The organism is Amycolatopsis samaneae (assembly GCF_039541975.1).
Lineage (GTDB): Bacteria > Actinomycetota > Actinomycetes > Mycobacteriales > Pseudonocardiaceae > Amycolatopsis > Amycolatopsis samaneae.
Genome location: NZ_BAABHG010000004.1, coordinates 1 through 13149, shown reverse-complemented (window position 1 = coordinate 13149; position 13149 = coordinate 1). Strand labels below are relative to the sequence as shown.

Annotated in this window: 11 protein-coding genes; 9 read left to right on the top strand and 2 right to left on the bottom strand. The window is 72.6% G+C overall.

All coding sequences use genetic code 11. From position 1 onward, the window contains the following. Positions 1-5 precede the first annotated feature (5 nt). On the top strand, positions 6-695 hold the full coding sequence (locus ABD987_RS10765; RefSeq protein ID WP_345389988.1) for a helix-turn-helix domain-containing protein: 690 nt from the start codon (positions 6-8) through the stop codon (positions 693-695). A gap of 63 nt (positions 696-758) precedes the next feature. Next, the gene (locus ABD987_RS10760; RefSeq protein WP_345389985.1) at positions 759-1649 is read left to right on the top strand and encodes a prenyltransferase/squalene oxidase repeat-containing protein; all 891 of its coding nucleotides are present in this window, start codon (positions 759-761) and stop codon (positions 1647-1649) included. Positions 1650-1665: 16 nt separating this feature from the next. Here the strand turns inward: ABD987_RS10760 and ABD987_RS10755 are convergent, their stop codons facing one another. Further along, the gene (locus ABD987_RS10755) at positions 1666-2556 is read right to left on the bottom strand and encodes a LysR family transcriptional regulator (RefSeq protein WP_345389982.1); all 891 of its coding nucleotides are present in this window, start codon (positions 2554-2556) and stop codon (positions 1666-1668) included. Positions 2557-2650: 94 nt separating this feature from the next. Here ABD987_RS10755 and ABD987_RS10750 point away from each other — a divergent pair, with 94 nt between their 5' ends. Further along, positions 2651-3754 carry an alcohol dehydrogenase catalytic domain-containing protein gene (locus ABD987_RS10750; RefSeq protein ID WP_345389979.1) on the top strand — a complete coding sequence of 368 codons (1104 nt, stop codon included), beginning with the start codon at positions 2651-2653 and terminating at the stop codon, positions 3752-3754. 37 nt (positions 3755-3791) lie between these two features. On the opposite strand, the gene ABD987_RS10745 is transcribed toward ABD987_RS10750, so the two are convergent. Then, positions 3792-4412, bottom strand: a complete 621-nt coding sequence (locus tag ABD987_RS10745; RefSeq protein WP_345389976.1) for a TetR/AcrR family transcriptional regulator — start codon at positions 4410-4412, stop codon at positions 3792-3794. 49 nt (positions 4413-4461) lie between these two features. On the opposite strand from ABD987_RS10745, the gene ABD987_RS10740 reads away from it, so the two are divergent. The 6 genes from ABD987_RS10740 to ABD987_RS10715 all read left to right on the top strand — a co-directional run bounded on the left by ABD987_RS10740 (position 4462) and on the right by ABD987_RS10715 (position 13115). Next, on the top strand, positions 4462-5409 hold the full coding sequence (locus ABD987_RS10740; RefSeq protein WP_345389973.1) for an NADP-dependent oxidoreductase: 948 nt from the start codon (positions 4462-4464) through the stop codon (positions 5407-5409). Between the two features lie 726 nt (positions 5410-6135). Next, positions 6136-7149 carry a DUF1611 domain-containing protein gene (locus ABD987_RS10735; protein WP_345389970.1) on the top strand — a complete coding sequence of 338 codons (1014 nt, stop codon included), beginning with the start codon at positions 6136-6138 and terminating at the stop codon, positions 7147-7149. After that, positions 7146-8234 carry a hypothetical protein gene (locus tag ABD987_RS10730; protein ID WP_345389967.1) on the top strand — a complete coding sequence of 363 codons (1089 nt, stop codon included), beginning with the start codon at positions 7146-7148 and terminating at the stop codon, positions 8232-8234. The genes ABD987_RS10735 and ABD987_RS10730 overlap by 4 nt, the downstream gene beginning before the upstream one ends. Next, the gene (locus ABD987_RS10725; RefSeq protein WP_345389964.1) at positions 8231-9982 is read left to right on the top strand and encodes an ABC transporter ATP-binding protein; all 1752 of its coding nucleotides are present in this window, start codon (positions 8231-8233) and stop codon (positions 9980-9982) included. Before ABD987_RS10730 ends, ABD987_RS10725 begins: the two co-directional genes overlap by 4 nt. Then, positions 9979-11349: a hypothetical protein gene (locus ABD987_RS10720; RefSeq protein WP_345389961.1), complete on the top strand. Its 1371-nt coding sequence runs from the start codon at positions 9979-9981 to the stop codon at positions 11347-11349. The genes ABD987_RS10725 and ABD987_RS10720 overlap by 4 nt, the downstream gene beginning before the upstream one ends. Before the next feature lie 599 nt (positions 11350-11948). After that, on the top strand, positions 11949-13115 hold the full coding sequence (locus ABD987_RS10715) for an HNH endonuclease signature motif containing protein (protein WP_345389958.1): 1167 nt from the start codon (positions 11949-11951) through the stop codon (positions 13113-13115). The last annotated feature ends 34 nt before the right edge of the window (positions 13116-13149 follow it).

The following is a 13149-nucleotide window of genomic DNA, read 5'->3' as shown; positions in this document are numbered from 1 at the left end:
CGCCCATGGGGAGCTACGCGACCAGGCGGGGCGCCAGGACCGGCGCGACGTTGTGGCGCGTGACCGCGGACGGGCCGGAGCAGCGCGTGGTCCCCGACGGCGTGCTGGATCTGATGTGGTTCCAGAACCGGCTCGTCGTGGCCGGCCCGGACACCGGGGCGACGGTGGTGCCGGTGTCCGACGGCGAGGTGACCCACGGCCTCCGGTTCGCGCCCGGCGTGGCCCACGCGCTGCTCGGCGTGGCCACGGCCGAACTGACCGACCGGCGCGTCGAGCTGTCCGAGCTCGTCCGGCCGCCCGGGAACGACGGATGGTCCTTCGAGGACGACCCGGCCGACGCGTTGGAACGGGTTTTCCTCGCGCTGTGGACGAGGACGGACCCGGAGCGCTCCGTGCTCCGGACGGCGGCCTCGCTCGACCGGTCCGCGCGCGAGGGCAGGGACGTCCGGGAAACGGCGGAGCTGCACGGCCTCTCGGAGCGGTCGCTGCGCCGGCTCAGCAACCGGCTCTTCGGCTACGGGCCCAAGACGCTCACGCGGATCCACCGTTTCCAGCACGCCCTGCACCTGGCGCGCGCTGGACTACCGCTCGGAGAGGTCGCGGCGACGGCGGGCTACGCCGATCAGGCCCACTTCACCCGCGAGTGCGGGTCGCTCACCGGCCGGACTCCCGCCGCGCTCACCCGGGCCGGGTAGTTTCCCGCGGCTTGGCCGTTTCGTTCAAGCCGGGCCGGGCCCGGTGGTGCCAGGGTCTTCTCCATGAGCATCAACCTCGGCCGCGCGGAATCGTTCATGGCGGCGCACGCGCGAGTTCTCGACCGACGCCGCTTCGAGGCCGTCACCACCGGTGACGACGCCGCCCGCCTGTCCGTCCTCAATGGACTGGAGGGCTACCGGAATCCCGACGGCGGCTATGGCTGGGGCCTCGAACCGGACCTGCGCGCGCCGGAAAGCCAGCCGGGCGGCGCGCTGCACGCGTTCGAGGCGATGGCCGACGCCGGTCCGCTGACCTCGCCGCACGCCACCGCCCTGCTCGACTGGCTGGACACGGTCACCCTGCCCGACGGCGGGCTGCCCTTCGCGCTCCCGGTGCGCGATCCCGCGGCGTGCGCCCCGTTCTGGATCGCGGCGGACCCCACGGAGTCGTCGTTGCAGATCACCGCCGCGGTCGCCGCGCAGGCCCACCGCGTCGCGCGCTGGGACGAGGCCGTCCGGGACCATCCGTGGCTGGGCAAGGTGACGCGGTACTGCTTCGACGCGATCCGCCGCATCGACGAAATCCCGTTCGCGTACGTGCTTTCCTTCGCGCTCCAGTTCCTCGACGTCGCGTCCGACACGCACCCGGAGGCCCACGAACTGCTCGACCACCTCGGCCGGTTCGTGCCGGCCGACGGCTCGCTCGCCGTGGTCGGCGGCGCCGAGGGCGAGGCGATTCACCCGCTCGGCTACGCGCCCGAACCCGGACGGCCGGTCCGCCGCCTCCTCGATCCCCAAGCGGTGTCGGACGATCTCGACCGGGTGGAACGCGGCCAGCGGCAGGACGGTGGCTGGGTCGTCGACTTCACCAGCTACTCGGCCGCCGCGTCGCTCGAATGGCGTGGCCACGTCACGGTCGGCGCCGTCGCGACGCTGCGCCTGAACGGCCGCTGACCGGGGCCGCCGCGCACTACGGACCGGTGAGCGCGGCGGTGACCGCGGTGATCGCCGGTGCCGTCCGGCCGGGGAGCCGCGCCACGAGGACCCGGCGGATTTCGCGGGGCGCGCCGTCGACCCGCAGCAGGGTGACCCCGGGCGGCAGCACCGGCGCCAGCCCGGCCGGGACCGTGGTGACACCGAGACCGGCCGCGACGAGGTGCAGTTTGGTCAGCCAGTCGCGGGCGTTGTGCACGACGCGGGCGCGCCCGGGCAGGCCGGGCCAGACACCCAGCGTCGGTTCCGAACCCGGCGAGGGCGTCGCGATCCAGTCCGCGCCGACCAGTTCGTCGACGTGCACCGACGCGCGCCCGGCGAACGCGCCGGTGCTCGCCGCGGCGACGAACAGTTCGGTGTCCTCGACGGTTTCCAGGTGCAGACGCGGCGATTCGCCGTCCGGCGGCCGGTGCGGCGGGCGCGAGGTCAGCACGGCGAGGTCGAGCGAGCCCGCGCGCAGCGCCCGGACCAGGCCGGGCGTGGTGCCCTCGCGCGTGCTCACCCGGATCCGGGGATCGGCCGCCGCGAGCCGGGTGAGCGCGGCGGGCAGCAGAGCCGCGCCCGCGCTCAGGACGACGCCGAGCCGGACGCGCTCGACCCGCGGGGTGGTGCCGGTCAGGTCGTGCTCGGCCGCGGCGACGGAGTCCAGGATCGCGCGGGCGTGCCGCAGCAGCGTCAGCCCGGCCGGGGTGAGCCGCACGCCGTCGGGGCGCCGGTCGAACAGGGTGGCGCCCACGGCCCGTTCGAGGGCCACTGCCTGACGGGAGATCGCCGACTGCGTGTAGCCGAGCCGCACCGCCGCCGCGGTGAAGCTCCCCGATTCGGCGACCTGGCGCAGCACCCGCAGGCTGGCACTCGACACGTCCATGCGTACCACGCATACCAGCTATGCCAGATCTTCGCTTGGCGCATGGCAGGTGCGCTTCTACCGTCGAAGGCGGATCGACAGGGAGGACATCGAGATGCGAGCAGCGGTACTGACGGCGTTCGGCAGCCCGTTGACGGTCGGGGAGGTACCCGACGTCGAGGCCGGTGGTGGTGAGGTGGTGGTCGAGGTTCTCGCGACCTGTGTGTTCCCGTACGCCGGGGAAGTGTTCGGCGGCAAGCGGAACTACCCGCTCGAACCGCCGGTGGTGCCCGGCGCCGGCTGTGTGGGCCGGATCGCGCGCATCGGCCGGGACGCCACGAAACTGCGTGCCGGTGACCTGGTGCTGTGCGATCTGACGGTGCGGGCCCGCGACGACGCCCATACCCCGGACATCACGTTGCAGGGCTGGAGTTCGCGTGGTGAGGGTGGCCTGCGGCTCTCCCGGCAGTGGCACGACGGGTCGTTCGCGGAGTTCACGCGCCTGCCGACCGAGAACGTGTACCCGCTGCCCGCGTCGGCGGCGGAGGATCCCGCCCGCTGGGCCACGCTGGGCGTGTACGCCATCCCCTACGGCGGGCTGCTCGCGGGCGGGCTCGCAGCGGGCGAGACGCTGCTGATCAGTGGGGCGACGGGGAACCTCGGCGGCCGGGCGGTGGCGGTCGGGCTCGCGATGGGGGCGGGCCGGGTGGTCGCCCCCGGCCGGAACCGGGCCGTGCTGGACCGGCTCGCGGACCGGTTCGGCCCCCGCGTGTGCCCGGTCGGGCTCACCGGCGAGGAGGACGCCGACCGGGCCGCGATGTCCGCCGCGGCCGGTGGCCCGGTCGACGTGGTGCTGGACCTGCTGCCACCGGGCGCGCCCAGCGCGGTGACGAGGGTGGCGGCGATGACCGTGCGCGAGTACGGCCGGGTCGTGCTCATGGGCGGCGTCGGCATGCTCGGCGGCGACGATTTCGCCCTGCCGTACCCGTGGATCATGCGCAATTCGATCACCGTGCGGGGGCAGTGGATGTACCCGCGCACGGCGAACACGGGCATCATCCGGCTCGCCGGATCGGGCACGCTGGACCTCGGCGCCGAGCGGATCACCCGGTTCGGCCTCGACGAGGTCAACGAGGCGGTCGGCCACGCCGCCGCGCACGCCGGTCCGTTCACCTCCACCGTCCTCATGCCCGCCGGTACGGGCCGAGGAAGTCGCTGAGCACGGCGAGCTTGTCCTTTGTGGACCGATGACGTCCTCAGAGGACCGGCAGCGGGAGGCGGACCGGCGGCGGGAGCGGCGCCGGGACCGAGTGCGCGCGGAACGACTGGAGGATCAGGCCCGCGAAGCGACGTGAAGCCGCCGCCCGCTGTTCGGGCGAGGAGGCGCGGATGCCTTCGTTCGCCATCAGCGCGAGCACGATGTCCTCCAGCACGATGTCCGGCCGCAGTTCGCCCGCCTCCTTCGCACGCCGGACGAGGTCGAGCACCATGCGCAGGGTGTGGTCGCGGTCGGCGGCGCGGCCGATCGCCTCGGGAAGACGCGCGAGGAACGCGCGGAAACCCCGGTCGCGGGCGTTCGCCTCCATGACCCTTTCGATCATCATGCTGAACCCGCGCCAGGGGTCGGGCTCCGCCAGCGCGTCCCCGACGATCTCCGAGCACAGGGACATCTGCTCGGTGAACGCCTCGGTGAACAGCGCCTCCTTGGTCGGGAAGCGCCGGTAGACGGTCGCGACGCTCACCTGGGCACGCCGGGCGATCTCGCGGACCGGCACGTCGAGGCCCTCGGCCAGGAAGGCCGTACGGGCGGCGACGAGGATGCGCATCCGGTTGTCGCTGGCGTCCGAACGCAGCGGGGTGATCACTTCTGCCGTCACCTTTCTCACTTTAACCTCGGAACGGGGATGCCTGGTTAGCGTCGGGTTCATGAGAGCTGTTCAGTTTTCCGAATTCGGCCCGCCCGGCGTCCTGCGTGTCGCGGAGGTCGGGGAACCGCACGCCGGGCCCGGCGAGATCCGGATCGCCGTCCGGGCGTCGGGGCTCACCCCGGCGGACACCTACCTCCGGGCCGGACGGCTGGCCGGCATCGTGGCCACGCCGTTTCCGCACACGACAGGTGTCGACGCGGCGGGGGTGGTGGACGAGATCGGCGCCGGCGTCACGGGTGTCGCGCCCGGCGACGAGGTGTTCGGCATGATCCCGATGACCGTGCCGCCCGGCGGGGCCAACGCCGACCACGCGGTGCTGGGCATGTGGGCGCCCAAACCCGCGGCGTGGAGCTGGGCGGAGGCGGGCGGTGCCGCGGGCAACGTGGAGACCGCCACCAGGGTGCTCGACCTGCTCGCGGCCGGGGCCGGGCACACCGTGCTGGTGCAGGGCGCGGCCGGCGGGGTCGGCACGATCGCGGTCCAGCTGGCGGCCGCTCGCGGCGCCACGGTGATCGGCACGGCGGGGGAACACAACCACGACCTCCTGCGCTCGCTCGGCGCGGAGCCCACGACGTACGGTCCGGGGCTGCGGGAGCGGGTCCGCGCGCTGGCGCCGGGCGGGGTGGACGCGGTGTTCGACTGTGCGGGCGGGGCACTGCCCGACCTCGTCGCCATCGCCGGGGACGCCTCGCGGGTGGTCACGATCGCCGACTTCGACGCGGCCTCGCACGGCGTGCACCTGTCGCACAGCGCGCCGGCCGACGACTCGGCGGTCGGGTCCGCCGACGCGATGGCGCCGTACGGGTTGGAGGTCGCGGCCGGGCTCGCCGGGGAGGGCAGGCTGCGGGTGCCGATCGCGGCCGAGTTCCCGCTCGCCGAGGCCGCGGCCGCGCACGAACTGAGCGAGAGCCGCCGCGCCCGCGGGAAGATCGTGCTGGTGAACTGACCCCGCGGCCGCGTCACCGGTGTCCCGGACGCTTCGTGCGCGACGTTCACCGTCCTCAACGGAGCGTTCGGGACATCCGCGTCCCGCACTCTGGGAATCCGCCGCCGCGTGGACGAATCCGTTCTCCGGTACGAAGCGAAGCGGTCTGGTTGACCGGATGGGGGAATTCTCCCACGAACGGGTCAGTTTCGATGGATTCGGGCCGGAGGCAACAAGAATTCTTTCACCGTCTCGGAAGTGTTGACGTTGGCGCGTCCGGGTGTCCGACGAAGGTAGTGTCCGCGTCTTCGCCGGCCTCGGTGGCGGGGTGTCTGTGGTATGCTGCCGATTGTCCGGATCTTGGTAGTGATGCCCACAGTGTGTTGCTGCCGAGAGGTTGCGCCCGAAAGACTTTGTACTGTCGAAGGTTTCCGGCCGCGCCGGCGTTGTCCTGCTCCCGCAACGATCCCGGCGCCATCCCTGACACTGTTGGCGACCTCTCCGCGCCGTGCGGAATTGTCCGGCTCGCAGATGCTGCGAAAGTGTGACAGCCGCGGCGAAAAACCCCGATCGGTATCTGTGGTTCGCGCCGATCCTGTCGAACAATTCTCCGGAAGCGCCGGTACCGGTGGTACCGGCGAGAGAGGAATTAATAGCGGCTTCGTCATCCCACGCCCCGAAACGCCGACACATTCGCCGTTGACGCACCGGTCTCGTCGGACGAGACCGTCTCTTGCTGGAGCGCTGATGAAAAGTCTGTGTGCCGCGAAATGGAGTTACGTCACCAGGAGGGTCGATCACCCTCGGCAATGCGGGTTGACCGGGCTCAGTGAACCGCCGGGACTGGGTGACCTGATCGTGGCCGAGGTGACCGGCGTGGAGGGCCGTGACCGGCTCGAGGACCCCAGCGGCAGGCGGGTCCGGCTGTATCCGGGGGACCTCGTGGTGGGGGCCTGTGGCAACCGCTACGCCACCGACGCCTACGAGGGCTACCACCGTCCCGGGCCGAGGGCCCAGTTGCTGACCACGGGCGGGGTGATCGGCACCGCCGTGTCCCGGCGCACCGGGGTTGACCCGCCGACGGAGCTCGCCGTGCTGGGCGCGCTGACCGGCGCGGACGACCGGCCGCTGTCCCTGGACGATTTCGCGCGGCCCACGCCTCCGCCGGGCTCACCCGTGCCGGTCTCGCGGGTCCTCGTGGTGGTCGGCTCCTCGATGAACTCGGGGAAGACGACGACGGCCGCCGCGCTCGTCGAGGGCTGGACCCGCGCGGGGCTGGTGGCTGGGGCCGCGAAGGTCACCGGTTCGGGCAGCGGCAAGGACCGGTGGGCGTACTGCGACGCCGGCGCGCGGCACGTCGTCGACTTCCTCGACTTCGGCATGGCCTCGACCTTCGGCTATCCCGCCGCGCGCCTCGAAGCGGCGATGGTCGCCATGCGGGACGCGCTGGGGCACGACGGCGCGGACGCGATCGTGCTGGAGATCGCGGACGGCCTGCTGCAGCCGGAGACCCGGGGGCTCGCCGCGGCCCTGCCCGGCTTCTGCGGCGGCGCGGTGCTTTCCGTCGCGGACGCGCTGGCGGCGCGGGCGGGCGCCGATCTGCTGGCCGAGCTGGGTGTCCGGGTCGTGGCCGTCAGCGGCCTGGTGACGGCGAGCGCGCTGGGGGCGCGTGAGGCCGCCGCGGCCACCGGGCTGCCGGTGCTGTCGGCGGGGCAGCTCGCCGGGGGAAGCGCGGTGGAACTCGTGGCGGGGGCGGCGTGATCCGGATCGCGGTGTACCGGCCGGACGGGCATTCCGGTCCGGGACGGCTCGGCGAAGCCGAGCTGGACGCGACCGTGACGGGCCACGCCGAACTGGCCTGCGCGGAGGTGACCGTGCGCGATGAGCGTGGCGGGGAGTTGTTGTGCGGGAACGATTTCGTCTTCGATCCGGCGGCGGGCGGCGGCCCGCTGGCGACGGCGCGGGCGGATCGGCAGGCGCGGGCCTTCGGCCTCGGCAACGCCGCTTTCTGGGCGCAGCTACTGCTGCGGCGCGCGGCCCACGTACTGCAACGGCCGCTGCCCCGGCTGTCGCTGCGGATCGGGCTGCATGACTCGCCGTCCCGGCGCTGGGGCGGTGGCCACTACCGGCTGCCGGGGGCGGCGTCCCCGGCGGAGTCGTCCCCGCTGGCGGCGGCCGGTGAGGTCCACCTCGGTGGCGGACAGCGGTACCTGCCCACGACCGGCCGCGGCGCCGCGTATTTCCACGCGCCCGCGCACAACACGGCGATCGTGCTGCACGAGGTCGGCCACCACATCTGCCGGCACACCGCCGATTTCCGGGTCAACCGGTGGCGGCACGCGGACGACCAGCACAACGGCAAGGTCGCGCTGGACGAGGGCACCGCGGACTTCCTGGCGGCGTTCATGCTCGGCACGCCGGACCTGTACCGCTGGCATCGCGCCCATCTGCCCGCCTCGGATCCGCGACGGCGCCTGCTGCAGCGCCGCTGGACGATGGCCTACCTGCGGCCGGGTTCCGGTGGGCTGGCGCACGCCAACGGCACCATCTGGGCCTCGGCGCTGTGGACGGCCTACCTCCGGGTGCCGAGCGGGGACGCCGAACGCTTCCTGCGCATGGTGCTGCTCGGCCTGGCGGGGCTGGGCGCCCGCTCCGCGCGACAGCCCGACGAACGGTTCCGCCGCACGCAGTTCAGCGAGCTGCTGCGGGCCGTGGTCGCCGCGGACTGCGGGCTGGCGCCGGTGGTACTGGCCGCGATGGCCGACCACGGCATCGGGCTGGACGCGAGCAATGTCGAGCTGCGCCAACGGTTCCGGGCGCTGCGTCCCGCGGCGAGCGGCCGATGAGGGCACCGTGGCCACGCGGGCCGGTGTCGAGGCTGTTCGGCAGGTTCGGCAACCGGCATCGCGGCATGCTCGTGGCGGGGTTCGCGCTCCGGCTCGGGGAGATGGCCGCCGACCTCGCCACGCCGTGGCCGGTCGCGGCCGTCATCGACCGGGTGCTCGGCGGCAGCCGATCACACAATCCGCTGGCGCCGCTGCTGGACGCGTTCGGCACCGGCACCACGGCCATGCTGACCACCGCCGCCGGGGCCGTCGTGCTGGTGGCGCTGGTGTCCGCGGGTTTCGACTACGCCGGCGATCGGGTGCTGAACGCGGTCGGTGAGCGGATGAGCTCGTCGATCCGGTGCGAGACCTTCGCCCATCTGCAGCGGCTGCCCATGAGCTACCACGACCGTCAGGCCGTCGGGGAATCGACCAGCCGGGTGATCACCGACTGCGATCGGATCAAGGAAAGCCTGGTGGTGTTGTTCTCGATGCTGTGCCCCGGTGTGCTCGCGGCGGGCAGTTACGCGGTGGCGTTGCTGTTGCTGGACTGGCGGTTCGGGCTGATCGGCCTCGGGTGCATCCCGGTGGTCTACCTGACCGGCGCCCGCAACCACCGGCGCGGCCACCGGGCGGCCCGCGGCCAGCGGGAGGCCGAGGGAAGGCTGGCCGCGGTGGTCACCGAGGTCCTGCACGGCATCGGCACGGTGCACACCTTCGGCCGTCACGAACTGCACGACGAGCACTTCGCCACCCGGAGCGTGGGTGTGCTGCGGGAGGGGCTCGTGGCCGCCGACATCCAGGCCCGCCGCGTGCCCCTGCTGGAGTCGGCCACCGCCGTCTGCGTCGCGGCCCTGCTGTGGGTCGGCGGGATGGGTGTCCTGAGTGGACAGTGGAGCATCGGTCAGCTGGTGGTGGCGATGAGCTACCTGGCGGGCATGGTGACGCCGCTGCGGTCACTGTCGAAGGTGTCGATGGTCTTCGCGCAGGGGCACGCCTCGGCGGAACGGATCATCGCGATCCTCGACGAGCCGACGGTCACGCACCGGCCGGCCCCTCGGCGCGGGCCGAGGCCGCCCCGGCGGGCCGAAGGCCGCGTCGACTTCGTCGGTGTCAGCATGGAACACGGCGACCGGGTCGCGCTGCGCCGGCTCGACCTGAGCATCGGCGCGGGGGAGCGGATCGCACTCACCGGGCCCAACGGTGTCGGGAAGTCGACGGCGCTGGCGCTGGTCTCCGGCCTGTACCTGCCGACCGGCGGGGTGGTGCGGATCGACGGCCGCGCGACCGGTGACCTGCCGCCGCAGTGGCTGCACCGGCAGGTCACCGCCGTGTTGCAGGACACCTTCCTGTTCGCGGGCACACTGGCCGACAACATCCGTTATTCCCGGCCGGACGCCGCGCTCGCCGACGTCGTGCGGGCCGCGCGGGCGGCGCGGGTCGCCGACTTCGCCGACGACCTGCCCGCCGGGTTGCGGACCAGGGTCGGTGATCGCGGTGTCGGGCTGTCGGGCGGACAGCGACAGCGCGTGGGCATCGCGCGCGCCCTGCTCGCCGACGCGCCGATCGTGCTGCTCGACGAGCCGACCTCCGGCCTGGACCGCGACGCCGAGGAACTCGTCGTCGCCGCGCTGGCCAGGCTCGTCGCCGGCCGGACGGTGGTGATGACCACGCATCGTCCCTCGCTGCTGACCATGGCCACCAGGGTCGTCGGCCTCACCGCCGTCGGCGACCGGACCCGGGTCGCGGCGATGGGCCCGCCGGGATGAGCGCCGTGCTCGGCGACCGCTGGGAAACGTTGTCCGCCGACCGCCGGGCGGAGTTCCTCGCCCGGCGTGTCGCGGCCGGACGCTGGCCGTTCGGTGCCGAGGAGGGCTGGCAGCGCGGCCGCGTCTGGCAGCCCTCGCGCCCGCTCGTCCTCGACGCGGCGGCCTACGCGGCGCTCGGCACCGTGACGTCGCGCCTGCTGCGTCTCGCGGTGGACTGCTGCCGCCGCCGCGCCGCCACGGCGGGCGAACTGTGCGCGGTCATGGCCGACCGGCGATCGCTGCGTCTGCTGGATCCGGCGCAGCCGCTGACCCACGCGGCGCCGGTGCCGATCGCCCGCCCGGATGTGCTGCTCTGCCAAGGAATCCCGCGGTTCGTGGAACTGAACATCGCGATCCCCCTCTACGGTATCCCCGCCCTCGACCGGATGGCCGCCGCGTACGTCCGGCTCTGGGCGGGGGAGCCGCTCGTCGCGGCGCGGCCGGTGCTGCGAGCCCGTTCGGCGCTGCTCAGGCAGGTGGCGCCGCCCCCGGCCCGGGTACTGGTGCCGACCTGGCGCAGTACGGGCGGGCAGGCACGCAAGCTCGGTACCCGGCGCGCGCTGCGCGCCTATCTCCGCCCGACCGTGGAGGACGCGCGGCGATGCGGCGTCGACGTCGTCGTGGCGGACCTCAGCCGGGTGCGCACCGGCGCGCACGGCCGGCTGTACGCCGACGGCCGGCGAGTCGACGTCGTGTTCAACTGGTTCGTCAGTGCCGGGGTCGTGGACGACGCGGGCGGCGTCGAGGCGATCGGCCGCGCGCAGGCGGCGGGCACCGTACGGCTGTTTTTCCCGGAGACGATGCGCCTGCTCAGCAGCAAGCAGGTGCTGGCCTGGCTCCACGAGGACCTTCCGCTGCTGGGCCGGCACGATCGGGACCTGGTGCTGGCGCACGTCCCGTGGACGGTGTGGACGGGCCCCGGCCAGCTCTCCTCCCGGCGCGCGGGCGTGCTCCGGACGGCGGTACGGGAACAGGGGGACCTGGTTCTCAAGCCGGCCACCGGATCCAGCGGGAACGGCGTGGTGTTCGGGTCCGATGTGGACAGTGGCACCTGGCGGGCTCTGCTGGCCGAAAGGTCCAGTGTGGACACCGTCGTCCTCCAGCGCCGGGTGGTCGCCGACCGGACCACGATGTCGTTCTTCGCGCCGGATTCGGGGTGCCGGGCAGCGACGCGGCTGCCCTGTGTGCTGTCACCGTTCCTGGTCGACGGCCGGATCTGCGGCGCTCTCGTCCGTCATCCCGGCCCTGACGACCTCGACGGCAGCCATACGATCAACACGCATACCGGGGCCATCGCCAACACCGTGGTACTGAAGCGTTCTCACTGAGGTTTCTCGAAGCGCACCTCATGCTCTGAAGGGGTCCTTCACAGCGTTTCGGTGGTGGTTGTTCGGTGAGGGTGGGGCGCTTGGGCAGGTGGCCGGTGTGCCGAGGGACGCCGTTGGTGCGCTGGGTGCGACGGGGGCGTCCCTCGGTGCGGTGAGTGCGCCCGGGGCGTCCCTGGGAACGGGCGCCGCCGCTACTGCTTTCGGGACGTCTCGAATGACGCGATGGGGGCGCTGAACGTCCCGAACGGCCCGTTCAGGACGCACGCGTTCCGACACCCCCACCACCGTGATGCTGTGAAGGACTCCTTACCGGCGCTGAACGCCGTGAAGGGGTCCTTCGCGGCGTTCAGCCCTCAAGGGCCCCTGCGCAGCGTCGGAGTCCACAAAGGACCGAGATGGCCCCGCACCTCTGATCCCAACCGCGTGACGAAACGCGGAGAGTTCGCGGGCTGACTACGGCGGGGGCCGGGAGCACCGGGAATTTCTTTGCTACGCAGGAAAAGTGCGGCGGCGCGGGCGTGTGTCCGCCGGGTCCTCCGCCCGATGTTCACGCTATCGTGTAGCTACATGCGTTCGACTATGTCGGTAGTGTCGATGGTGTGAGTACCGGCATCGGCACCCAGGCATCGCGCACCGAGTGGTGGCGCGAGGATGCCGACTGCCTGCTGTCCGAACTCGTCCGCACCGAACGGCAGCAGCGACGTTTGGCGGCGCGGCAGGGAGAAATCCTGGCCGAGCTGGAACGCCGGGGCGTTCGGGAGGTCACCGGGTATGGGAGTCTGGCGCGGTTGTTGTGTGAGACGCTGCAGCTTCCGTTCTCCGAGGCGAAAGCCCGTGCGGCGCGGGCGGTGGCGTTGAACGGCACCCGGGATCTGACCGCCGGTGAGCAACCGCCCGCCGCGCCTGCGACGGCGCTCGCGGCGGCGGAGGGCGCGGTCGGTGCCGCACAGATCGACAGCATCCTCCGAGTGTTGGGGAAACTCCCGAAGGCACTGCCGGAGGGTGAGCGGGACGAGGCGGAGAAGATCCTCGCCGAACTCGCCCGCACGGCCGGAACCCGGGAGATCGACAAGGCCGGGGCGCGGTTGCTGGCTCAGCTCGATCCGGACGGGCCGGAGCCGAAGAACCCGGACCCGAAACCCTTCCGGCCCGAGTTCTCCATCGCCCCGCACCGCGACGGCGGACACCAGATCAAGGCCCGCGTCGACGACGAGACCTCCGCACGGCTACAAGCGATGATGGATCCGCTGGCGAAACCCCGGCCCGCCACCGAAACCGAAGGCCGCGACACCCGGTCGCCGTGGGAACGACGCGGACACGCCCTCTCCGAACTCGTCCGCATGTGGGCCGAACATCCCGACCTGCCGACCCAGGCCGGGGAAGCCACCCACATCGTCGTCACCGTCGGCCTGGAGGAACTACGCACCGGCATCGGGCAGGCCACCCTCGACCCACTCGGCGAGATCACCGCCACCCAAGCCCGACGACTGGCCTGCGACGCCAAAATCATCCCCATGGTTCTCGGCACGCACAGCGAACCCCTCGACGTCGGGCGGGCGCAGCGGCTCGTCACCCCCGCCATCCGCCGCGCCCTCAACCACCGCGACCGCGGATGCGCCTTCCCCGCCTGCGAAGCACCCGCCTACCAATGCACGGCGCATCACATTGTTTTTGTGCGCCATGAGGCGCGTGAGTATCCGAGTGGAGGTGAAAGGCCTCTGACGCTGAATTGTCACAGCAGTTCGGTGAAGCTGAGGGCAGCCTGATTCACGGGAATGGGTGGATCGAGGTGGCAAGCGG